A 24,604-nucleotide genomic window follows, 5' to 3' on the forward strand; every position below is an offset into this window, starting at 1 on the left:
TCATTACCTCCCCTATCATAGGTGGAGGTTTTTTCTTTTGGTCTACCTATCTATGTTCCAAGGTAAAAATGGATTTGATTGAAAGTATAATAGGTAAAGGGGAGAGTGGGGACCGTCCCCGCTCTACCCTTCATGAAACTCACTGCGTCGTGCTTTGAGCTTTTCCATACTATTTGAAAGGTGTATATACATTTGTTGTTCAGCACCTTTTGCATCTTTCAATGAAATGGCTTTCAAAATAGACTGATGTTCTTCATAGACTTGCAGTTTCTTCCCTTTGATCCTGGTGTTGATGGTAAGCGAGGCTTTGAGGGCCCGATTGTAGATGTCGGACAGGTTTTCAAGTGTATGAATAAGCACGTTGTTTTTGGTTGAGTGAAGGATGGATTGATGGAAGAGAAAGTCGGCTTTGTCGTTGATTTTGTCTGGATCGTGAAGTTCCTTGAAAAGCATTTCCTGTGCTTCGTACATCTTATTCAGGTCTTCCTCTTCATGTCGTTCAGCCGCGAGTGCAGCCGCTTTCGTTTCCAGGATGATTCTCGTTTCCAGCAGCTCTATGACTTGATGATAGGATATCACTTCCATTAAGGGTTGATCGAGAAGCTGTTCCAGGGGTTTGGGGCGGACATAGCTGCCGCCGCCATGGACGGATTCAATGATTCCATGTGAAGCTAAAGCACTCAATGCCTCTCGTATCGGGACTCTGCTGACATTGAACATCTTTGCCAATTCGTTCTCGGAAGGCAGTTTTGAGTCGACCGGGAATTCACCTGTTCTTATCTTGTTTTTAATTTCATCGATAATTTGATGAGATACACGTTTTCTGACGATCATCATTCATTCTCCTTTAGATGTAAGAGCCTTTCGTTTCCTACTATTATAACATGAAACGAATAGCGGAGACGAAAGGCTCGAATTCTCTTAGCTGATATTTCTTTTGTATTGTGTGTCTTTTATGTTGGTCCCCCATAAGCCTAACCATTTATGTGCGGCTATGATGACAATCCCGCCAATTAGAAGGACAATTGGCATCACCCACGGCAATCCAGTTGAAAACAGGATGGGGGTAAAGGTGATAATGAGGATTTCGACTGGAACCATCCCTATGTATGCCAGGGCATAGTCGTCCATTGTTTTGCTCTTTAATTCTGGATCTACTATTCGGAGAAGTGCGAGTCCCATCGCTACTGTACCTGTGCTCCAGCCCCAGCCAAATAGAGATTTCTCAAACCAGAAGTCTTTGAAAATATTCGGCCCGATGAAGCGGAAGATAAGGTATGCCCAAATCGAACCGAAAACAAATAATAGAATTAATGGAACGGCATAATCCATGACCACTGTAATATTGATCGAAGCAATTCCGACAGCGACTAAATAGTCAGTCGCACTCCCGCCGATCCTTTCCATTACCCGCTGATCGATATAATCGTCCGCCTTGACTGTACGGACAAGAAATTGAAAGGCGAGGGCGACAACAAAGGCGATACTTAATAGAGGGACAGAGATTCCGGGAAGGATGGACTCTAATGCGCCTGTTAGCCAGTAAGAAACTCCGACGACAAATGAAATAATGGACAAATGGAGCACCAATGGATCGATCGAGCTGGGTGAAACGGTTTCTTTACCCATGGCGATCCGTTTATCTTTATTCATCAGACCTGACCTTAATTCAGCAGGAAGGTCTTTGAAGCTTGAAATAAATTGTGTATGCCCTTTTTCCGTATTTTTTTTGACAAGGAATAGTCCGCCAAGTACAGCCACTAAAATTCCGACTGTGGCAGATGTCATACCAAGCGTCATCGCCTCTTCCCAGCCATACTGACTGAAGCCTTCCCCGATAGCGGCAGCTGTTCCGTGTCCTCCCAGGAATCCGGCACCCAAGATGACACCGAATCCGCTTGGCAGGTCTGTAAATAATTGCTTAATCACCACTAAACCAAAGAAAGCACCACCGCCCCACATCAATAAGGTGAGAAGCATGGAATACGACCACATTTCTCTCACACGGTGAATGATTTCCTTAAGATTCACTTTTGCAGCGCCGATTGGTATGGAAGCGAAAATCACTGCTATCAATAATCCTGGATAGGAAGAAAGTTGATCTGAGAAAGGGAGGATATCCACCCCGCTTGGCCCCAGACCAAGACCTGCAAATCCGGCTATCATACTTGCCGGTAAGAATAAAGATTGAATCCATTTCACTTTTGCCCGCAGAATCGTACCTAATAGAAGCAGACCTGAAATAATACTGACATCCACCATTAATGACCAGATAGAAAAATCGTTCAAGTTTATCTCTCCTTTGAAATTTTTAGAAAGCGCTATCATTTGTAATACAAGTATACAGTAAATTTAGAAAATTACAATTAGATATTGAAATTAAACAAAAAAGTAGTATACTTGTATTACAAGTTTAAATAAAGCGTTTTCATTTGTAGGTAGACTATACTTAATAAGAGGTGAGCGGCATGCTAGAGAAAAAAGTGGAATTCTTCAGTGATGGGTTGAAGTTGAAAGGAAGTTATTATTATCCTGAAAAATTTAATGAGAATAAACAATATCCTGCAATCATCATTAATTCCGGTTACCAGGGCTTTAATGAATTTTATCCAAAGCTCTTTGCAGAAAAGTTAACGGAGAAGGGGTATTTGTGCTTTGGATTTGATTATCGTGGATTTGCCGACAGCGAAGGAGAAAAAGGAAGAGTCGTTTTAGATGAACAAGTTCGTGACATCCAGCACGCGATTAGCTACATAACGGGTCATGACAATGTAGATCACACGAAAATCGGTCTGATAGGCTGGGGCATGGGGGCTTGCAACGTCATTCACGCAGCAGCCAAGGATAAAAGAGTGAGTGCAGTAGCAGGCTTGAATGGCTTCTACCATGGAGAGAGATGGTTGAAATCGATTCATTCGTATGTTGAATTTGTCGAAATTGAAAAGACTTTGGAAGAGGATCGTAAAGTAAGGGCGGCAACTGGGCGTTCACAATTTGCGGATACTTTCCTCCATTACCCGCTTGATCCATCAACGAAAGATTACGTGGAAAATGAATTGGCATCAGTATACGGATTTGGACATGAAACACAACTGTTGTTTACAGATTCCATTTTAGAGACCAATGCAGAAAATGTGGTCGGGGATGTTTCTCCTGTTCCTTTATTCATCGGTCACGGGAAAGAAAATTTATTGCATCCGAAGTCTGAATCTGTTTCCCTTTATCAAAAAGCAGGGTCACCTAAAACGTTCTACTGGATAGAAGGAAAGCATAATGATTTCATGTTTGGCGATCATGCTGAGTTTATTCGATTGAATGATGCATTAGGTGAGTTCTTACAAGACGCATTTAAAGGTGGTACACATGAAAAGTCCGTTTCATCCCTTACTTGAAGGGGCATACGAATGCCACGTTCATAGTGCACCGAGCATTTTCAATCGGAAGCAGACGGATTGGGAGCTCTTAGAAGATGCGAAGAAGGCGAAGATGGGCGGCATCGTCTTAAAGAGTCATGAATCCTCAACCGTCGAACGGGCTTTTTTGTTAAATGAAAAGGAAACATCTCCAAAGGCATTTGGAGGAATTGTGCTGAACCAGCATGTCGGGGGAATGAATCCCTACGCTGTGGAAACGGCATTGAAAATGGGTGGGAAGGTTGTGTGGTTTCCTACCCTTTCCGCCGGGCAGCACCAACATTATTTTAGCAGAAAAGATACGAAGCTCTTTAATGGGAATCCCCTTTTATCCGAGGCTACCGTTTCGATTGAAAAAGATGGAAAACTGCTGGATGAAGTAGCTGTCATCTTGCAAATGATCAAAGATTATGACGCAGTACTGGCGACAGGGCACTTGTCATTAGCTGAACAGCATAAAATTGTCAGGGCAGCCAAAGAAACAGGTATAGAAAAGATCATCATCCAGCACGCTGACATGGGAATATCAAAGATTCCGCTTCAAGACCAGCAGTATTTCGCCTCCCTGGGGTGCATGATCGAGAAGTGTTTTCTGGCATGCAGCACTGATTTTCATGATCTGAGCACAGCCGAAATGGCAGAAACGATAGAAATGATCGGGCATGAGTCATGTATTTTAGTAACTGATTACGGTCAGCCTCACCATGAACCCCCTGTACACGCTTTGAGCCGATTCATTGAAGAGCTTATGTTCCATGGCGTAAGTGAAGGGCAGATAAGAAAGATGGTGCAAGAAAATCCGAGATCATTATTAGGTGTTGATAAGCATGAATAAGATCAGTGAACAGATTCTGAATGAACTAAGGGAAGTCGTTCAGGAAAATCGGATACTGGTAAAAAAGAGTGAATTGTATTCGTTCAGCTTTGATGCTTCATTTGGCGAATATTTACCTGATGTAGTCCTTCAGCCGCAATCAAAGGAAGAAATCAGTAAGATCGTGACCATCGCCAACACATACCGTATTCCTGTTTATCCCAGAGGTTCTGCTACTTCCCTGAGCGGGGGGCCGCTTCCGACAATGGGTGGGATCGTTCTTGATATGTCTCAATATCCCAAAGCGATATCGATCGATAAAGAAAATATGCTGGCGATTGTGACGCCTAGTGTCATTACAGCGTCTATCCATGACAAAGCAGAGGAAGAAGGACTATTTTATCCCCCGGACCCAAGCAGTTCACATGTGTCTACCATCGGAGGGAATATCCTTGAGAACTCGAGCGGGCCAAAAGGGTTAAAGTACGGAACCACAAAGGAATATGTCATCGGTTTGGAATTGGTTACCCCAATGGGGGAGATTGTCCGTACTGGCGGTAAAACAGTCAAGAATGTGACTGGGTTTGATCTGACCAGGCTGATCGTCGGTTCAGAGGGATTGCTCGGAGTAGTCACAGAAATCACGCTGCGTCTCATTCCCAAACCTGCTCATAAAATGACATTGCTCGCCTCGTTCCAAAGTGTGGTGGATTCGGGAAGGGCGATCACGAATATTTTGTCAGCTGGGGTTTTGCCAGCTGCGATGGAACTCATGGATAAATATTGCATTGAGGCGGTGGAGCATTATCAGCCTTCAGGTCTGCCGATTGGGGCAGAAGCAATTGTCATCATAGAGGTTGACGGGCATGAGGCCTCTGTAAATGAAGAAATCGATAAGTGTTCAGACATCTGTCGATCTTTCCCGGGTGCGGTTGTGAAGGTAGCCAAGTCGGAAGAAGAACGGGTGAAGATATGGAAAGCCCGGAAGATGGTATCACCGGCGATCACCCAATTAGGGCCAACGAAGATCTCTGAAGATGCGACAGTCCCAAGAAGCAAGATTCCGGAAATGATTGAGAGGCTTCATCAAATACGTGTGAAATACGATTTGAATCTAGTCGTCTTCGGACATGCCGGGGATGGAAACCTGCATCCGAACATCATTACTGATAAAAGAAATATAGAAGAAATGAAAAGAGCGGAAAGCGCTGTTGGAGAAATTTTTCAGGCGGCGATTGATTTGGGAGGAACCCTTTCCGGAGAACATGGGATCGGCATATTAAAGGCACCCTATATGAGGAGCGAACTGGGTCCTGCATTGGATTTAATGAAGATGATCAAACAAGCCTGGGACCCTCATAATATTTTAAACCCCGGCAAGATGTTTCCTCAGAAAGGGCAGACAAAGGTGGTGCTTACGCAAAATGAGTAACACAGAAACAATCGAGGCCCTTCATAAGAAAACGTATGATGAGGTCAGTCAATGTATCCAGTGCGGCTATTGCCTTCCAGCTTGTCCTACCTATGCTTCCATGGAAACCGAGAGTGCTTCGCCGAGGGGGCGGATCAACCTGGTCAAAATGGCTGCAGAGGGGAAAATCGATATTCTGGAAGATTTAAAGGAACCGATCGACCTTTGTCTCGGCTGCCGAGCTTGTGAAGTAGCCTGCCCGGTTAATGTCCCTTATGGATCGATATTGGAGCATGCGAAGGAAACGATTCATGACATGGAAGTCCGAGGGAAAGGGAATAACCGATTTAAAGATTTTGCATTGAATCAATTGTTCATGAAACCCAAGTCAATGAAACGATCAAGCGATCTGTACTACTTTTATCAGAAAAGCGGTCTTCAGAAAGTAGCCAGATCAGTAAATCTGCCGGAAATAGCAGTGAAAGATATTGGGGCGTTTGAAAAAGCGCTGCCCCGGGTCCCTTCTAAAAAGTATCAGATTGAACGAGGGAAACGATATCCGGCCAAAACAGAAAAAGCAGTCAGAACGGTCGCATTGTTCCTTGGATGCATCAATGATGCCGTGTTTTATCATGTGAACTACTATACATTGGAACTACTCCGTCTATCCGGCTGTGATGTATATGTTCCTAAAGAGCAAAACTGCTGCGGCGCCCTTCATGCTCATCAAGGACAAACGGAGCAAACAAAAAAGCTGGCAAAAGAAAACCTTCTGGCGTTTGAAGAGTATGAAGTAGACACCATCATCACCAATGCAGGTGGATGCGGAGCGATCCTTCAAGAATACGACCATCTTTTCACAGAAGCAAAAGAATGGAAAGCGAAAGCAAAGGCCTTCAGCGGAAAGATTAAGGACATCTCGGAAGTACTATGCTCTCTTGAATCGCTGCCGTTTCAAGAAAGACTGGATGCAGTCGTTACCTATCAGCCGTCTTGTCATCTTAACAATGTACAAAAGGCAGGGGCTTATCCTGAAAAACTCATACGGCAAATTCCCGGCATCAAATATATGGAGTTACCAAGTAAACATTCATGCTGTGCCTCCGGTGGTGTGTACAACATCCAACAATATGAAGAGTCCATGAAGATCCTTGGCAGTAAGATGACGGAAGTTAACGTGATCGAGCCGGATATTGTGGTGACATCAAATCCTGGGTGTTTAATTCAGATGTCACATGGAATCAACACCTACGGGGAGGGGCAGCCTGAGTCTATCCATCTTGTTGAACTATTGGCTAGAGCGTGTGGGATTAAGGTTGAATGATAGAGGAGGCGGCCTGGCGACTTATATTGAAAGAAGAAGTTCCAGCCCTCCCAATATAGAACTATTTGAAATAGATTGCCAAGTTAAACTGATCCTTTTCCGCATTTAATACATTAACGCAGCAAGGAACAGATATTGGGTACAGATAAAAAAGCCAAGCTCTTTATTCAAAAGAGCTTGGCCTTTTTGCTGCCGGCCGGATTCGCCTTTTGGCGTTGCTAACAAAAAACCCAATTACTTAACATAACAATTAACATGTTTGTAAACGTTTCCTTTGAGTTTAGGAAAATTGATAAATTTTAATTTAATTGTATGAATCTTATAATGAAAACAGTAAATAGACATTCTTGCTCGGTATTTTAACGCAATAGGAAATCCGGGTTATCAGGTTTTTATACTACGAGGAGATAGAGGGTGAAACTTTGGAATTGATGGCAATGATAAACGAAGGATTGATTGACCTTGAACTGGATGCTTCAGATCAACTTGGAGTTATTCAACAGATGGCTTCCTTACTTGAAGAACAAGGTCGGATTGATTCGAAGTCAGTTTTTACACATGGTGTATTAGAAAGAGAACAGCAATTCACGACTGGGTTTGGGAATGGTATAGCGATTCCACACTGCAAAAGTAATACTGTCAATCGTGCCAGTATCGTCATAGGTAAACTGAAAAATGGAGTAGATTGGAAAGCAATGGATGATGCTGACGTTTCATTTGTCATCATGCTTGCTGTACCGGACACTGAGGGTGGGTCAACCCATTTGCAACTACTTTCCAGATTATCCGGGAATTTGATGGATGAAGATTTTAGAGATGATTTGATGAGTGTCACAGCTAAAGAAGATGTTTTAAAATTATTAGCTGATAGTATGACAGAAAAAAATAACTAATCTATTAAGGGAGAGATAAAATATGAACATTATTGCAATTACGGCATGTCCTGCAGGTGTAGCACATACTCATATGGCAGCAGCAGCTCTGGAGGCTTCGGCTAAAAAATCAGGTGTCAAAATTAAAGTGGAAAAGCAAGGAGCAATGGGCATTGAAAACAAAATTAAAGACAAAGAAGTAGCTGAGGCAGATGTACTTATCCTTGCTGTGGATACAGCTATTGCAAAATCTGAGCGCTTCAATAACATTCCACAGATTAAAGTTTCAGTAGCTGAGGCAGTGAAGAATGCTCCAGGATTAATTGATAAGGCAATCGAGCTGGCAAATAAGTAGTTATCTCAATTAGGTTAAGGGGTGAACGTTTATGAAGAAGGTTTTAGAAGAAGCAAAAACGCATCTTATGACAGGTGTTTCATATATGCTGCCATTTGTGGTGGCAGGAGGTTTGATTCTCACGATTGGCTTATTGATGGGCGGAGGAGAACAAGAGGCTGGATTCGCCAAAAAGACTGTTGAAACCGGTGTTCTTATTTTCTCATTAATGGTTCCTGTGATGGCTGCTTATATGGCATACTCCATTTCTGACCGTCCAGGTATTGCTCCGGGGATGGTAGGAGGACTCATTGCCAACGAGATAGGTGCAGGGTTTTTGGGAGGAATTGTGGCAGGTTTCCTTGCGGGGTATATTGTTAACGCCCTTAAGAGTTTGCCGATGCACAGATATTTGGTTCAATTGAAACCTATTATTGTCATTCCTTTGCTTGGTGCAGGGGCAGTGGCTTTACTGATGTACTTTATTGGACAGCCTATTGCTGCTCTATCAAGCGGTTTGGAAGACTGGTTGAAATCTCTAAGCGGAGGCAACATGCTTTTACTGGGACTTATTATCGGAGCTATGATGGCATTTGATATGGGAGGTCCTGTTAATAAAGTGGCCTTTGCATTCTGTGTAGGTATGCTTAATCAAGAAATCTACTATCCTATGGCTGCTTGCTGGATTGGAATCATGACACCGCCAATCGGATTAGCTCTGGCAACAAGAATTGCACCTAAGAAATTCACGTTGGCTGAGCGCCAAAGTGCTTTGCCTACAACCTTTATGGGGGCAACAGGTATTACAGAAGGTGCGATACCATTTGCGGTTAGTGATCCACTCCGCGTTATTCCTTCAATCGTAATCGGTTCAGCGGTGGGTGGCGCACTAGCATTGGCATTAGGTGCAGAAGCTCCAATTCCAAGCGGCGGAGTGTTTGTAGTACCATTCTTCGTTAAACCAATCATGTTCGTTATTGCATTTGCTGTTGGTATCATTGTAACAGCTATAACAGCAGCACTGTTAAAGAAGAAAGTTGAGGAAGAGCTTCCCATAACAGAAGAAGTGTAAAACGGAAAACACATATCGTCAACAACTGGGAGGGATCTAATTAATAGTTCCCTCTTCTTCCATATATAGACCATATTAATAAAGCAATGGAGGTAATGAAATGAAATTTCATGTTATTTCACATACACATTGGGACAGGGAGTGGCATCAAACCTATCAGCAATATCGAGTTAGGCTTGTGCGATTTATGGATGAATTAATAGAATTATTACAATCAACCCCAGCTTATTCTTCTTTCATGTTAGATGGGCAAACAATTGTGCTGGAGGATTATCTGGAGGTCAAACCAGATAAAAGAGAAGCAATTTCGAAACTGGTTCAAGAAGGCCGCCTGCTAATAGGTCCTTGGTATATACAGCCGGATGAGTTTATCCCCAGCGGAGAATCCTTGATAAGAAACTTATTGATTGGTCAACAGATATCAAATGAATATGGAACTGCTATGCAAATAGGCTATCTTCCTGATTCATTTGGGCAAGCTGCACAGATTCCACAAGTTCTGAATGGATTTGGGATTAAAAGTGCATTGTTTTGGCGCGGGATTACAGAGGAAGAAACGGAAAAAACAGATTTCTATTGGAATGGGCCAGATGGTTCTAAGGTGCTTACTACTCATCTGCCTTTAGGATATGGAAACGCGAGAATGCTCTCCAGTAATCTTGAAGAGAATGTAAAGGTAATTGAAGAAAATATAAATGAATTAGAAAAAATGACAACATCCCCAAACATGTTATTAATGTGCGGCTTCGATCAACGAAGTGCAATTAAAGAGCTGCCGGAAATTATGGATGAGTTAAATCGTCATTATTCAGGTCAAGGCGCTGACTACTCCTTTGAGATAAGCAAGCTAATGGATTATTTTGATAACGTTAGAAATGAAGCGGATAAACTGGAGTCCTTAAGCGGTGAATTTAGAAAAGGAAAAAACATGAGAGTGCATGTCAGCATTGCATCAACGAGACTCGACCTGAAAAAAGTGAACTTTGAAGTGCAAAATTTATATGAAAAGTACTTGGAACCAATCAATTCAATGTCTATGCTGCTTGGTAATTCTTACGATAATAAAATAATTAATCAAGGATGGAAATACACGCTTCAAAACCATGCTCATGATTCAATTTGTAATGTGTGTAAAGATGAGACTCATAGAGAAATGGAAATGCGTTATCAATTCGCGGAACAAATAGCTGAGACTGTCCAAAGTGAAGCGTTGACGGAATTAATCAATCAAGTCAAATTCGATTATGATAAAGGTATTCCTTTACTGGTGTTTAATACATTGGGACATATGAGAGATAATATAGTTGAAACAACCATCCAGCTTAAGAGTGAACATTTTATTATCACAGATACTGAGGGTAATGTAATCCCTTACCAAGTAGTTGAAACAAAGCAGGAAAACTTGAATGACAAGAGAATTGAGATTGGTGTCAAAAATGAAGATCAGTTTGTCTGGACCATTAAAATAATGTTTTTTGCAGAGATTGAAGGGCTCGGTTACAAAACTTATTATATAAAAGAGAATGAAACACACTCCAATAAAGAATCTGAACTGGTTTTCCAAGAGGGTGTTTTCATAAATGAATATTTTGAAGCTAAGATTGAGAGTAATGGTTCGTTAACGGTTAAGGATTACTCCACAGATACAGTATACGATCATTTGAATGTATTAGAGGAAAGTGGAAACGCTGGGGATGAGTATGATTTTTCTCCACCCAGGGAAGATGTAATTATCACGACGAAAAATTCTTCACCCGACATTTCAGTCGTTCACAATGGTCCTCTTTTCGCTGAAGTAAAGATTGTCCATACTATTGATGTACCAGTGAATACCGATGTTAATAAACGTTCAAAAGAACAGGAAATCATGACGATTGAAACGTTTGTAAAAGTGAACCGGCATGAAGATCGCATTGATATAAAGACGGTGATTCATAATACTGTTAAAAATCATAGAATTCGAGCACTTTTCAATACTGGAATAAAGTCCAAAACTCACGTGGCTGACCAACAGTTTGGTACGATTTGCCGGGAGAACTACTTACCACAAGTCGAGTATTGGGAACGTGATCACTGGGAAGAAAAGTATTTTCCGATCTATCCACAACAAAAATTTGTAGATGTATCAGATGATAAGAGAGGGATTTCTATTCTTAATAAAGGTCTTCCCCAATATGAGATCCTTAACGGTGAAGAACCTGTAATCGCTTTAACTTTGCTTTGTGGTACGGATTATATGGGGAAACAGGATTTAGTATACAGACCAGGAAGAAGATCAGGTCTGCATGTTGAAACACCAGATAGTAGTTTATTAGGAAAGCATGAAATGGAGTACTCGATCATTCCGCATAAGGGAAACGAAATGGATGCATATGTTGCCATGAAGTCCAATGAATACATCACGCCTGCATTTGCTGTCCAAGTGAATAGTCATTCGGCTGATGGCGTCCCTAGACATAGTGACCAAAATAGCTTCTTCCAACTGTATGAAGAAAACATGGCCATTAGTGCAGTGAAAAAAAGTGAAGATGATGAAAATGTCATTGTGAGAATTTATAATGCGACTAATCAGGAAATGTCTTCTGCTAAGGCATCATTCGACACGCAGTTCTTCAATAAAGTTGAACTGGTCGACTTAAATGAAAAGCCAATTGTGAATACAAATGAAAGAATGAGTATTAGTAAAGGTATTATAGAAATCAAGAACATTACCAGTAATGAAATTCTTAATTTCAAATTAACAAGGTGATTTAAAGGGTACGTTAAGTTGGGTTACTAATGTCATTCAGGAAAGGAGGTATCTCAATGGCTTTAATAAATAACCGTGTTAAGAAAATCATAACTGAATTACTCGATAACAATGAGCCAATAACCAGCGATTACTTATCTAAACTTTTAGGGGTTACATCCCGTACAGTAAGAAATGATATGATTCTTCTTAATCAAGAATTTAAGAAAATCGGGGTGAAGATCGAGGCTCAGAGAGGAGTCGGTTATTTTCTTAACCCGCAACCAGATAGTGAAATCAAGGAGTTGATTCAGGAAGTCTTCCAACTCCATGAAGATTCCAGCAATGATCTTCCGATTTTACCTGAAGAAAGAACGCTGTTTATTCTGAAAAAAATCATTATGGCTGACGACTTCATCACGATTGAACGCTTAGCTAATGAGTTGTTTGTGAGCAAGTCGACAGTGGATAACGATTTGAAACAGGTTGAAAAAATATTAAGTAAATTTGATGTTTCTCTGTTTAAGAAGACTAATTACGGAATTAAACTTCTTGGAAATGAGATGAATATACGGTTTTGTTTATCAGCCTGTATGGCCGAATTCAAGAACGAACAATCACAACAAACCAGTCAGCATAATCACTCCCTTGTAAAGGGGATAGATACTGATTTCATCAAAGCTATTACCAGGCAGCATATCAGGCATTTGTCTTTCGATATTGCAGAATTGCCGCTAAATAATTTAATCATGCACATTGCAATAGGAATTCAACGTATTAAGAAGGGAAAAAGCATTCAGCTTGACCCTTTAGAAATGAATCATATAAAAGATCAAAAAGAGTACTATGTTGCATCGCATATAGTAACTTCTTTAGAAGAAGCTTTTTTCATAGAAATTCCAAAAGAAGAGATTGCCTATATCACGATTCACTTACTTGGTGCCAAACGATTTCATGACAGCGGTTTTTCCAGGGAAGATTTCATTGAAATGATTGGTATTGAAAATTATCAATTGGTAATTGATATATTAGCTGAAATCGAACAGGTATATCGACTGGAATTGGAAGATGACAAAGAGCTCATTTATGGGTTGGGTCTGCATTTAAGGTCTGCAATGAATCGCTTAAGATATAAAATGAATCTTCATAATCCTATGCTGCAAGAGATAAAGAAAAGCTATCCCTTTTCCTTTGAACTGGCCATAGCTGCCTCTGAAGTCATTCAAAATAATAACGATATTTCGATAAATGAAGATGAAATCGGTTATATCGCTGTTCACTTAGAGGCTGCACTCGAAAGAAGTAAGACCAGAAAAAAACGGGAAATCAGAAAAGTGGCTGTGGTTTGTGCATCAGGAATGGGGACTGCGAAACTATTAGCTGCAAGTATTGAAAGTAAGTTTCCGGGATTGACGATCGTCGGCACGTATCCTTCTTACTCCTTGAAAAACATGGAGAACGAAGAAATAGATTTGATTTTAAGTACGGTCCCAGTAGAGGGAAATTCAATCCCCGTTCTTACAATCAACCCATTAATGAATCAACAAGATGTCGACAAAGTTAATGAGTATATAACAAGTACTTATTTAAACGATAATAAAGAAAAATCTCGTGAGAAATTACAGAACCTATTTTCCGAGGATATATTTTTCCCGAAACTGAAATACGATGATCCCGTCGACATTATTACAAGTTTAGCAAATTCTTTATATACCAAAGGATTTGTAACTGCAGATTATGTTGAATCTTGTATTGAACGTGAGAAGATATCACCAACTTCGATTGGAAACTTGGTCGCAATTCCCCATCCAATCAATCAGAATGCACTGGATTCATGTATTGCAATCGGAATATTGGAGAAACCGGTGAAGTGGGGGGAACATTCAGTTCAATTTGTATTATTACTTGCATTGAATGAAAAAGATAAAGAAGAGTTCAGTCCTCTTTTTACTCGTCTATGGAACATCGTCCAAGACAAGAAGCTCGTGGCCGAATTATGTAATATGTTGAGCTTTTCGGAAATCATGGCTAAGTTGGAGAAAATTAAATAATAAATAGGAGATTGATTATGAGAATTGTTGTAGCGCCAGATTCGTTCAAAGAGTGTCTCTCTGGACCGGAAGTGGGCAAGAGCATCAGTGACGGACTATCAGCCCACATTCCAGAAGCCGAAATTGATATCTTACCTATGGCGGATGGCGGAGAGGGAACAGTAGAAGCTCTTGTCTATGCTGCGAATGGAAGGACTGTAGAAGTCGAAGCGGAAGATCCATTTGGCAAGAAGATTATGAGCGGTTACGGTGTATTGGGTGATAACCAAACTGTAATCATTGAAATGGCGAAGGTTGCTGGAATGCAGGTTATTTCTCAACGAAACCCTATGAAGGCATCAACTTATGGCGTCGGCGAGCTAATGAAGCATGCGATAAGTAACGGGTATCGGAAGATTATTGTCGGCCTTGGGGGGAGTGCAACAAATGATGGTGGACAGGGTATGCTGCAGGCTTTGGGTGGTAAATTCTTCGACATCAGTGGAAATCCAGTGCCGCTTGGAGGAGGGAATGTAAATGAGATTTCTAAAATCGACCTTTCCGGTATCATTCCAGAGGTTTACCAATCTAAAATTATTATTGCAAGTGATGTAAAGACTCAACTATGTGGTAAGGATGGAGCCACTTACGTTTTTGGTCCGCAAAAAGGAATACCTGAACATAAACTAGCAGAGGTTGATCAAGGTATAAGTCACTTTGCTAACCTTATAGAAAATGAGATAGGACAGAAAATCAGGGAAATTCCGGGGTCGGGAGCTGCCGGTGGATTGGGCTTTGGATTATTGGCATTAAACGCTGAAATTCAATCAGGTGCTGCTATCGTTGCTGAAGCGATGAAACTTGATCAATATATTAAACACGCGGATTGGGTAATCACTGGTGAAGGGAAAAGTGATTTTCAATCTGTTTATGGAAAAGTCCCCGTGCATGTAGCTGAAATTGCCCAAAACCATGGTGTAAAGACGATTCTTATTTCAGGGGCTTTAGGAGAAAATTATCAACAGCTATACCAGTATTTCACTAGTTGCCATTCGATATCAAACAGACCGATGAGTCTAAATGAATCAATAGAAAATGCAAAGCAATTACTCTATGAGACTGCTTATAATGTTGCTCGCCTGATTCAATTAGATAAAAGATGACTTTGCAGAAGATACATTCCGAAGAGTTATAAAATACTAAATAAGGAGATTGTTTGAATGGTAAAAATAGCTATTGGACAAATTACTCCATTAACGGGAGATAAAAACACTAACAGAGAAAAAATGAAACAATTTACAATAGAAGCTGCAGAAAATGGGGCTAAGTTGGTAGCTTTCCCCGAACTTGCATTATCCGGCTACAATTGCGGGGATCGTTTTTTTGAAGTAGCAGAAACGATTCCAGGAGGAGATTCTACCCGCTTTTTTGAAAAACTTGCGGCTGAACTTGATATTTATATTATTTTGGGGATGCCCGAACTGGGTCTGACTCATGTTCTGTACAACGCGGCAGCCATGGTTGGTCCGGAGGGCTACGTAGGTAAATGGAGAAAAAACGCACTTCCTGGCCATGCAACAGACTTAACAGGTCCAGGAGCATTTCCGGATAGAAGATATTTTAAATCGGGTGAGGATCTCCCGGTATTCGATACAAAAATTGGGAAAATAGGTGTTCTTATCTGTTACGATATCTTCTTTCCTGAACTCTCACGCCTTCTCACGTTAAAAGGGGCAGACATCATCGTTGGGATTTCAGGCTCACCTTCATTCGAAAAAGACATCTTCGAACCTATTGTGAAAGTAAGAGCAATGGAAAATACAGTTAACTTCGTATATACCAACCTGGTAGGAATAGAAGGAGAAACCGAGTATTGGGGTGGTGGATGCATCATCGGAGCAGGGGAGAAACAGACCAAGCTCCCGGGCACTCCACTTATATGTAAAGCTCCGTACGAAGGAGAGGGTATTACCCTCGGAGATGTGGACATTGAACATCATGGTAAAATCCGCCCTTATTTTCCTGTTTTAAGAGATTTAACAACAGGAATGTATGAACGTCTTGCAGATTGTCATCGGAAAATGACTTAATATGGTACTAGCTCTTTCCAGAAAAGCCAAGTTTCTTTTTAATGAACTTGGTTTTTTTTTGTAGTAATGTTCTCTCATCGTTTTGACGCAAACGTTATTTCCCTCTGGAATAACCTTCGTTTCCACCATAGTCAGTGAATTGTCCTTAAGCGCATATACCTTTCTAAACAAACGTTTAATTAAGTCTTCTAATCAGAATGAGATAGGCTTTTTCAGCACTAAACAACTGTTGTATTTTTCTTTAAATATACTTTTCCGTTGGGATCTTCATAGATTTCAAAACCATCAGGAATCCATTTGATGTATGAAGCTCGGCCCATTAAAAAGGGCCATTAACTCTCTGTCTTCCTGGTTTACTCAGCTCTTATGATACAATCAAAACAACTACTATCAGATTACGAAAAAAAGGAGGCTCCCTATGCTGATCCAATGTACCAAGAAACTTCTCGATGAACTGAAGGCTTCCCCTGTTCAAGCGAATGAAGAAGGAAACCCGCTGTTATCCTGGCACGCGAACCTGCTGAAAATCGGCAGGCACAAATTCATTGTGCTTGTAAATGATAAGAATCGCTATGCCATTGTCCTTTATGGTTTGAAAGCGAAGGAGAAGAAGAACATCGAGACCTTGATTGAGAAAGCCATACGTGAAGTTTTTCGGGCAGAATCGATTAAAGAAGAAATCATCGAGGATTATCTGCAGGCATCATCGGATTTCACTTTTGCTAAAACGAAGGACCGGAAGCTGGTTTCGAGGTTGAATAAAGCGTGTGAATGGGTTCATTTCGGTGAGAAATTCTGGGATCCTGGCGAGATCATCCAAGTTGCTATGAGTAAGTGGATAAGCTCGCTGCTGGTCGGGGATGGGAAGAACGATTACTTCAATCCGAATGAAGAGATGTTTAAGGATCTGGAGGAGTTTGCCGGTCGTCCGGTTTTCGAAACGGAAGCCGTGGTGCTGAAAGTCACGCTGGAACTCGGGCAGCATTCTGTTTGGCGGCGGATTACGGTGCCTGCAAATATTACGTTTCCGCAGCTGCATGAAGTCCTGCAGACGGCTTTCTCCTGGCATGACAGCCATCTCCACAACTTCGACATTTATGAGAAGAAGGAAGATGGTTCCATCCAGCAAGACCGGCCAAGCCTGCACCTGGTCTGTGATGAAGCAGTCCTTTCCCATGAAGGGGGAATCCCGATGAAAATGGAAACCGGAATTAAGGTGAAGGACTACCTGCCGGCTGCAATCGTTTATACTTACGACTTTGGGGACAATTGGCGGCATACCATCGAAGTTGAATGTGTCATTGATGACTACACATTCAACTATCCTGTGTGTGAAGACGGAGCAGGAAGTGCCCCTCCGGAAGATGTAGGTGGAGAACCGGGTTATGAAGAGTTTCTTGCTATTATCGAAGACCCTTCCCATCCTGATCAGGAGGATTTGCAGGAGTGGGGGAAAATGCAGGGATATGGTGAATTTGACATCAGGGATGTTAATCGGATGTTAAAGAGAAATAGCTGAGTTGAACCAAGGGTGAGTTCCCTTGGTTCTTTTTGTATGTAGTGATCAAGGGAACTGAGCCCCATGAGCCAGCCATTACAATGTGTGACTCATTAGCCTCTCCAGTTTCTCTTCAAGAAACTCTAGATTTTTCTGATCATGACGAAGTTCGAACATATGCAAGGAACGCTGAAAATAAGGAATCGCCTTCTCATATTCGTTCACTAGCTCAAAATTATACCCGATTTGATAATTCAGTTCCCCGAGCCCCCAGAGGAGCTCCTCCTCTATGCACCAGTCAAGGGCTTTCATGCAATAGCCGGTAGACTCCTCATATCTGCCGGTGCGAGTCAACACTCTGGATATGTTGTAATACAAACGTGGTTTAATGGTTTTGTCGTGTAATTGTTCAGTCGCTTTCAGGGCGGATTCGATTTGATGATAATAGCGGAGGGCCTCGTCATGATGATATAACGACGAATGAATCGTCCCTATACTCAATAGGATCTCCATCTCTCTTTCGGTCATGGCTTTTTTCTGGTGAGCAGTCAGGTGATAGGCTTCGTTCAGTATGGAAAAAGCATCCGTTTCGTTTTTTTTCACCTCAAATGCATAGATTCCTTTGTACCAATATAGAAGCTGAAGTTTTTCGTTATCTTTATAGAAGAGCGGGTTCCTTTCCTCCGTCTTCACCAGCTCCATGATTTCTTCGAATTTAAAGTTGATTCTAAGATGCTTTAACTGTTTTTCCACCTCTAAGACATAATCAAGCCGGGGAGTGGTACCGATTTCAAAGAAATAGTTTACATCCACACCTAATTTGAGGGCGATTTGGTACAAAGCCGCAGCACTAGGATAGATGTCTCCCTTTTCAATCCGGCTGACAAGAGCCTGCGTGCAAATTCCTTCTGCCAGCTCTCCTTGTGTAAGTCCGATAACCTTCCTCAATTCTTTTATCTTTTTGCCGATTGCTGAGTAATCCATGTTCCTGTCTCCTTGTCAAAGGTTATATATAAATAGTTTAACAGAAAAAGTAAAGGACTGGATTAACGTGTGCCCCATCCATTTGATTTAAGGGTAGCAAGGGCGTACATCCGTAAAGGGAATAGCAGTCCTAAGTGAATGAGGCCATATAACGGGGCCATCAAGAACACGATTGGATGCTTAAAAATATAATAGATATTCCTTGCATAAGCTGAAAGACAAATATAGATGAAATAATAGAACATTAGCAGTAAACCGATCGTTTTTGCCTTGAAAATAAAGGCGAATAAGATAACAAATCCAAATAAGATCCAAAGAGACAGTTCTAATAACACCCAAATAAGGGTTCTCGGTTTCTTGAATCCTACTTTTAAAGCATTCAGGCTCTCCCGGAAGAAAGACTTGTTCCAGCGAATCTGCTGTTTAATAAATTGACGGACGGTATCCGGCACGTCAGTCAGACACACAGCTTTTGATTGATAGAGTGTCTTTCCTTTTAGAATCGCATAGTTTGTTAAGCAGCGGTCATCTCCAAATTGAACAGGCTCCCCTAAGAAGGTCTGATTGCCGTAGTCATCGATATTATCCATGATGACATCACGTCTGTAGCAGCTGATAGGACCGGAGCAGACAAGAACGTTCCCAGTAAAGGATTGAGCAGCCCTCTCCACTCGAAAGGCGTTCTCATACCGCATGTCCAATAACTTCGTAAACCAGTTATCCGTTCTGTTCCTGGCATTGATATGACCGGTGACCGCCTGAACTTCCGGATCGTGGAACGGTATCAACAATTCTCTTGTAGCGTCGGGGTATATATAACCGTCGGAATCGACAGTGAAAATGATGTCTCCTGCCGCTTGCTTGAATGCCCATATTTGAGCATGTCGTTTTCCTTGATTTTTCTCCAGTCGATGAACAATCAACTTCTCAATGTTCCGGCTTTCTTTAAGGTCCAGGATAGCTTCATAACCCGAAGTATCTTTACTGCCATCGTCCACAAAGAAAATCTCATGAACCGGGTAGTCCTGCTGCAGGATACTCTCCACTGTCTTGATGACGGCATTCGGTTTCTCATTATATGAAGGGATGACGACTGACACTTTTAAATCAGGCGGCGTTCCGGCTTTTGTCTTGTACTGAAATGAGAGAACCATTTTTCCAAGTAGATATGTAATCATGATTGAACCATAGATTCCTAAAGTATAGTCCACACCGCCGTGAGCGTACTTTCTGACAACTAATAGCATAGAAACGATAAGTCCGAATAAAAGGATAATGAATAGTTTGTGAATTTTTTTATCTGCCAAGGGATATTCTCCTTTATAAATAGAATGGTATGAATAATTAAGTTCTTACTCTTCAGGTTTTTACACCTTTTCTATGCCAGTCAAACGAGAGAATTGTTTCCTTGGATGGAAGACAAAATGCAGTATTGTAAGGGGTTGTTATTGCAGAGAAAAAACACCTGCTACTTTGGCAGGTGTTTTCGATGGTCGGTTTTCTTTTTTTAATAGAACGTAAGTATTGAAAAGACATTTATCTTTTCAGATTACTTAACCTTCAACAGTTCTCCCACATATATTCGATCACTGATCAGGTTATTTGCTTTCTTCAACTTGCTCACGGTTGTATTGTATCTTTTGGCTATAGAATAAAGGGTATCCCCTTTTTTTACTTTATAGGTCGAGACATTGGATGGAGACGTACCTTTGCTAGTGGAAGGAACGGTTTCAGAGCCTGACACCTTCAAGGTTTGTCCAGCGTATATCCTGTCATTTTTCAGGTTGTTAAGCTTCTTCAGAGTGGTAACGTCCGTTTTATGTTTTTTTGCAATGGAATAAAGGGTATCGCCTTTCTTTACTTTATAGGACACTGTTTTTGAAGGAGCTTTGCTCTCATCCTTGGACGGTGTCGATGGAGTACCCGAAACCTTCAAAACTTGCCCTGTATAAATGCGGTCGCTCTTTAAGTTGTTCAATTTCTTCAGGCTGCTGACTGTTGTCTTGTTTTTCTTGGCAATGGAATAAAGGGTGTCGCCACTCTTTACTTTGTAGGTGTTTGTCTGTGCTGGTTTAGCTGGAGGGGTTTCTCCCAACAGGTAGTACATATCTTTACTAAAGGTAATACGGTGTTTGGATTGGTAGCTGTTTGCAGTCTGCTTGAACATGATCTCTTGCTGGGCTACACTGTCTTCCATATTATTAAGGGCTTTCTTGTAATCTTCCTCTGATAGGTCACCGTTATAATAGTCGATTGTGTCGATTTCAGAATTATATACTTCTATTAGACTATTATAAATATATTCATCCAGCTTCACGATATCGCTGTTAGACGCATTGACAGGAGCCTCTTTTTCTAGAGCTACATCATAATAATCCATATATTCAGCGTAGAGATCCATCATTTCATCTTCGGACTTTGCAGCATCTATCTTTTTTGTATAGCTTTCCAGCGTACGTATGATGGCTGCATAATGAGAGGAAAACTTGTCCAACTCCAGCTGATGATTGATTGCTTGAGCGGCTTCCACCGAATAACCTGGATGAATCAGTGCGCTGCTTGAAAATAATAGAGAGGTTGCCAAAACAGAAGCTGTTAATGTTTTCTTCGTGACCATGTTCATTCTCCTTCGAAAATATAAGTATAGGAAGTGATTCCTGATTTAATTATAATGACTTTCCATTAGATTGGGAATTACCTTGGACAGCGGTTGGGAAGAATATTTTTCGACAAAATATGGGACCACTTTTAGAGGGAATCGGAGATGAAATGACAACTAATAACTCGTTCTCTAACTCTATAAATTTGTGTTATAAGGCGAGATTGGTGAAACCTTCTGTACCTGAATTGCTGCAAAGGTTTACTGATGGTAGATTGGAGTTTATAATAACAAAGATTGTGATTAGTAAATTAATTTCCAAAGGGGACATAACCACATGAACATACTAGTAACTGGCGGTGCCGGGTATATAGGCTCGCATACATGTGTGGCTTTACTAGAAGCAGGTCATTCGGTTGTAGTGGCCGATAACTTATGCAATAGTAAATTTGAAACAATAGATAATATAAAACAAATAACGAATAAGGAAGTCAAGTTCTATAATGTTGATGTGACAGATGAACATGCAGTCAACGATATCTTTTCAAGTAATAGTTTGGATGGAGTCATCCATTTTGCAGGTCTGAAAGCAGTAGGTGAATCTGTAGAAATACCACTGGACTATTACTACAATAATATCGTCAGCACGATGACCCTTGCAAAGGCTTGTAAGAAATTCGGTGTGAACCGATTCGTGTTTAGTTCTTCTGCAACAGTGTACGGAGATAACGAGTCTCCTTTTGTAGAAACCATGGAACTTTTGCCGACCACAAACCCGTATGGTGAGACAAAAGCAATGAGTGAGAGGATTCTAACTGATATTGCTAAAGCAGCCCCTGGTTTCTCGGTTGCTCTTCTTCGATATTTTAATCCTGTGGGAGCGCATGAGAGCGGGTTAATTGGAGAAGCACCTAATGGAATCCCGAATAACCTTATGCCTTATGTTACTCAGGTAGCAAATGGGAAATTAGAGAAACTGAGTATTTTTGGAGATGATTATCCTACTATAGATGGTACTGGAGTCAGAGATTATATCCATGTATTGGACTTGGCTGATGGACATGTTGCAGCTCTGGATCACCTTGAGGAAGGTGCTCATGTTTATAACTTGGGGACTGGTCGAGGTACAAGCGTACTCGAGCTTATTAATGCTTTTGAAGAAGCGAATGGGGTTGAAATACCTTATGAAATAACAGAACGCAGACCTGGTGATATTGCTTCATGTTATGCTGATACTTCAAAAGCAAAGCGTGAATTAGGCTGGTCAGCTACACGTGATAAGATCGCTATGTGCAGGGATGCCTGGAGATTTGAAAAAAACTTCAATCAGTAAAAGATCATAAAGGGATTGGAGTTATGGCATATTTTAAAGAAAAACAGATAGAATAATACAGTTCGGAAAGTGCCACGGGAATATAACAGTTTCGGTGACACCAGTCCAGGAGCTTTAACATGGGGCAGGGAGACAGTAACGGCATCTTCCGTGATAAGTGAAGATTAGTCTATTAATAGAGAGGCTGGGACAAAAGTGTCTAAGTCTAAGTAAAACCCGAACTAATTAGCCTTCTAAGAGTCAAATTAGTTCGGGTTTTCAACTTGTTCAAATATACATCTGGATTTTAACTCTTTCCAGCGGTTGGTTGGAGTGCAAGACAAAGACTCCTGCGGAAAGCGAAGTCTTGCACGGAAATCATTAGCGGTATTAAGAGTCTACACTGAAGTTGTTCGTAATTATGTGGTGTTTTTTTAGTTTTGTCCCAGCATCCTTATGTTTGGGTGAAGTATGCATACCTGTATCATCTCCCTATCACTCTGCCTCTCAATCAGATAAAAATCTTCCCCGGATTCAACAATTTCCCTGGATCCAGCAGTTCTTTAAACGACTTCATAACTTCTAAAGCCTCGCCGTGCTCCATCTCCTGATACTTTATTTTCCCAAGGCCGACTCCATGCTCTCCAGTACAGGTTCCACCCGCTTCTATTGCCTTTAAGATGAGTTGTTCGTTGATCGTCTCCGATGCCTGCTTCTCTTCAGGAATTTTAGGATCATACACGATGATGGTATGGAAGTTCCCGTCTCCGACATGCCCGAAGACACTCCCGAGCAGACCGCTTGCTTCAATCTGGCCGCGGGCAAAGTCGACCATGTCGGCAAGCTTCGACAGGGGGACGCACACATCTGATCCCACTACTTCTTTTCCTTTCATGTGACGGAAGGCATAGGCCAGTTCATGTCTTGCTTTCCATATCTCGGCCCGCTCGATGGAACCGCTTGCCCGCTCCCAATTGCCGCACCCCATATCAGCCATTAATTCTTCTACAAAAGAGGCCTCTTCTTCAGCGGATGTCTGTGTCCCGGCGAATTCGAAGAATAATGAATGCTGTTCTGGAAAGTGATAGTCTCCATACGCATTGACTTGTTTGATGCTGGGCGCATCGACGAGTTCTATCCGAAGCACGGGGATGCCGCTCGTGAGTACAGCTTGAGCCGCTGCCGCACAATGTTTCGGTGTATCGAACGTACAGCGTGCTGCAATTGTGTGTTCGGGGATGCCGTGGAGTTTCAAGGTGATTTCGGTAATGATGCCCAGCGTTCCTTCCGATCCGGTAAAGAGCCCGTTTAAATGATATCCGCTGGATGATTTTTTTGCCGCGCTGCCGGTTCTGATGATCCTGCCGTCCGCCAGTACGACTTCAAGGTTTAGTACCTGATCGCGCATGGACCCGTATCGAACGGCGGTTGTTCCGCTTGCATTGGTGGCAGCCATGCCGCCGATTGAGGCATCTGCTCCCGGGTCGATGGGGAAATACAGACCTTGCCGGTTGATTTCTCGATTCAATTCAAGCCGTGTGATACCAGGCTGGACTGTCACGGATAAGTCTTCAGGGGTAAAGGAAATGACCTTCTTCATCCGGTCAAAATTCATGGAAACACCCCTTGAAACAGGAATGGCCTGGCCGTCGAGACCCGATCCTGCTCCATATGGGGTAATGGGGAGGTTCCTTTCCCTTACAAAGTCTACGATATCTTTGACCATTTGCGTCGATTCCGGAAAAACCACCGTTTCTGGCTGAACAGGAGGATGAAAGGATTCATCCTTACTGTGCCGGAACAACTCTCCTTCACTTGTACTTACCCGTTCGCTCCCTATCATCTCTTTCAGGTTCTCTATCCATGCAGTACCCATCCAGGTTATACCTCCGTTTTTAAAATATTCTAAATTTTATATTTACAAATAGATTAGCATAAATTATCATAAATGTATACGGTATACCACCTTGAATCATTTCATTATGAAAACCCACCAAGAATATCATTTCATCACAATGAATCCATCTCACCAAGATATTTTTTTATCAAAGGGAAGACGCAATGCGCACCAAACTCTATCAATCAACTAAGAATAAACATACATAGTCTATTCACCTTTTAAT

At 41.6% G+C, this 24,604-nt stretch carries 19 protein-coding genes; 13 read left to right on the forward strand and 6 right to left on the reverse strand.

Features of this window, described 5'->3' with window-relative positions; all coding sequences use genetic code 11:
- Positions 1 to 123: 123 nt before the first annotated feature.
- Both AAEO50_RS00920 and AAEO50_RS00925 read right to left on the reverse strand, forming a co-directional pair.
- Complete coding sequence (locus AAEO50_RS00920) at positions 124 to 834, reverse strand: FadR/GntR family transcriptional regulator (RefSeq protein ID WP_341979427.1); 711 nt, start codon at positions 832 to 834, stop codon at positions 124 to 126.
- Between the two features lie 87 nt (positions 835 to 921).
- Positions 922 to 2,289: a sodium/glutamate symporter gene (locus AAEO50_RS00925; protein ID WP_341979429.1), complete on the reverse strand. Its 1,368-nt coding sequence runs from the start codon at positions 2,287 to 2,289 to the stop codon at positions 922 to 924.
- Between the two features lie 179 nt (positions 2,290 to 2,468).
- Between AAEO50_RS00925 and AAEO50_RS00930 the strand changes: the two genes are divergently transcribed.
- The 12 genes from AAEO50_RS00930 (at position 2,469) to AAEO50_RS00985 (ending at position 17,607) form a co-directional block, all read left to right on the forward strand.
- Positions 2,469 to 3,392 carry an alpha/beta hydrolase gene (locus AAEO50_RS00930; RefSeq protein WP_341979431.1) on the forward strand — a complete coding sequence of 308 codons (924 nt, stop codon included), beginning with the start codon at positions 2,469 to 2,471 and terminating at the stop codon, positions 3,390 to 3,392.
- Positions 3,364 to 4,248 carry a DUF6282 family protein gene (locus tag AAEO50_RS00935; protein WP_341979433.1) on the forward strand — a complete coding sequence of 295 codons (885 nt, stop codon included), beginning with the start codon at positions 3,364 to 3,366 and terminating at the stop codon, positions 4,246 to 4,248. Before AAEO50_RS00930 ends, AAEO50_RS00935 begins: the two co-directional genes overlap by 29 nt.
- Positions 4,241 to 5,659 carry an FAD-binding oxidoreductase gene (locus AAEO50_RS00940; protein ID WP_341979436.1) on the forward strand — a complete coding sequence of 473 codons (1,419 nt, stop codon included), beginning with the start codon at positions 4,241 to 4,243 and terminating at the stop codon, positions 5,657 to 5,659. Before AAEO50_RS00935 ends, AAEO50_RS00940 begins: the two co-directional genes overlap by 8 nt.
- The gene (locus AAEO50_RS00945) at positions 5,652 to 6,962 is read left to right on the forward strand and encodes a (Fe-S)-binding protein (RefSeq protein WP_341979438.1); all 1,311 of its coding nucleotides are present in this window, start codon (positions 5,652 to 5,654) and stop codon (positions 6,960 to 6,962) included. The genes AAEO50_RS00940 and AAEO50_RS00945 overlap by 8 nt, the downstream gene beginning before the upstream one ends.
- A gap of 431 nt (positions 6,963 to 7,393) precedes the next feature.
- Positions 7,394 to 7,855, forward strand: a complete 462-nt coding sequence (locus tag AAEO50_RS00950; RefSeq protein ID WP_341979487.1) for a PTS sugar transporter subunit IIA — start codon at positions 7,394 to 7,396, stop codon at positions 7,853 to 7,855.
- Positions 7,856 to 7,877: 22 nt separating this feature from the next.
- On the forward strand, positions 7,878 to 8,189 hold the full coding sequence (locus tag AAEO50_RS00955; RefSeq protein WP_341979440.1) for a PTS fructose transporter subunit IIB: 312 nt from the start codon (positions 7,878 to 7,880) through the stop codon (positions 8,187 to 8,189).
- 31 nt (positions 8,190 to 8,220) lie between these two features.
- Complete coding sequence (locus AAEO50_RS00960) at positions 8,221 to 9,240, forward strand: PTS fructose transporter subunit IIC (protein ID WP_341979442.1); 1,020 nt, start codon at positions 8,221 to 8,223, stop codon at positions 9,238 to 9,240.
- A gap of 100 nt (positions 9,241 to 9,340) precedes the next feature.
- The gene (locus tag AAEO50_RS00965) at positions 9,341 to 11,989 is read left to right on the forward strand and encodes a glycoside hydrolase family 38 C-terminal domain-containing protein (RefSeq protein ID WP_341979444.1); all 2,649 of its coding nucleotides are present in this window, start codon (positions 9,341 to 9,343) and stop codon (positions 11,987 to 11,989) included.
- Positions 11,990 to 12,045: 56 nt separating this feature from the next.
- On the forward strand, positions 12,046 to 14,019 hold the full coding sequence (locus tag AAEO50_RS00970) for a BglG family transcription antiterminator (protein WP_341979446.1): 1,974 nt from the start codon (positions 12,046 to 12,048) through the stop codon (positions 14,017 to 14,019).
- Between the two features lie 17 nt (positions 14,020 to 14,036).
- Positions 14,037 to 15,161: a glycerate kinase gene (locus AAEO50_RS00975; RefSeq protein ID WP_341979448.1), complete on the forward strand. Its 1,125-nt coding sequence runs from the start codon at positions 14,037 to 14,039 to the stop codon at positions 15,159 to 15,161.
- 57 nt (positions 15,162 to 15,218) lie between these two features.
- On the forward strand, positions 15,219 to 16,088 hold the full coding sequence (locus AAEO50_RS00980; RefSeq protein ID WP_341979450.1) for a carbon-nitrogen hydrolase family protein: 870 nt from the start codon (positions 15,219 to 15,221) through the stop codon (positions 16,086 to 16,088).
- Positions 16,089 to 16,506: 418 nt separating this feature from the next.
- Complete coding sequence (locus tag AAEO50_RS00985) at positions 16,507 to 17,607, forward strand: plasmid pRiA4b ORF-3 family protein (protein ID WP_341979452.1); 1,101 nt, start codon at positions 16,507 to 16,509, stop codon at positions 17,605 to 17,607.
- A 75-nt stretch (positions 17,608 to 17,682) separates the two neighbouring features.
- Here the strand turns inward: AAEO50_RS00985 and AAEO50_RS00990 are convergent, their stop codons facing one another.
- The 3 genes from AAEO50_RS00990 to AAEO50_RS01000 form a co-directional block, all read right to left on the reverse strand.
- Positions 17,683 to 18,570 (reverse strand): helix-turn-helix domain-containing protein, encoded by an 888-nt coding sequence (locus AAEO50_RS00990; protein WP_341979454.1) that lies wholly within the window; start codon positions 18,568 to 18,570, stop codon positions 17,683 to 17,685.
- Positions 18,571 to 18,632: 62 nt separating this feature from the next.
- Positions 18,633 to 19,877 (reverse strand): glycosyltransferase, encoded by a 1,245-nt coding sequence (locus AAEO50_RS00995; protein ID WP_341979456.1) that lies wholly within the window; start codon positions 19,875 to 19,877, stop codon positions 18,633 to 18,635.
- 242 nt (positions 19,878 to 20,119) lie between these two features.
- A complete protein-coding gene (locus AAEO50_RS01000) occupies positions 20,120 to 21,187 on the reverse strand; it encodes a LysM peptidoglycan-binding domain-containing protein (RefSeq protein ID WP_341979458.1) in 1,068 nt (355 codons plus the stop codon).
- A gap of 319 nt (positions 21,188 to 21,506) precedes the next feature.
- On the opposite strand from AAEO50_RS01000, the gene galE reads away from it, so the two are divergent.
- Positions 21,507 to 22,502, forward strand: a complete 996-nt coding sequence (galE, locus tag AAEO50_RS01005; RefSeq protein ID WP_341979460.1) for a UDP-glucose 4-epimerase GalE — start codon at positions 21,507 to 21,509, stop codon at positions 22,500 to 22,502.
- Positions 22,503 to 22,992: 490 nt separating this feature from the next.
- Here the strand turns inward: galE and AAEO50_RS01010 are convergent, their stop codons facing one another.
- Positions 22,993 to 24,357, reverse strand: a complete 1,365-nt coding sequence (locus AAEO50_RS01010; protein WP_341979463.1) for an FAD-binding oxidoreductase — start codon at positions 24,355 to 24,357, stop codon at positions 22,993 to 22,995.
- Between the last annotated feature and the right edge of the window lie 247 nt (positions 24,358 to 24,604).

The organism is Rossellomorea oryzaecorticis (assembly GCF_038405515.1).
GTDB classification, from domain to species: domain Bacteria; phylum Bacillota; class Bacilli; order Bacillales; family Bacillaceae_B; genus Rossellomorea; species Rossellomorea oryzaecorticis_A.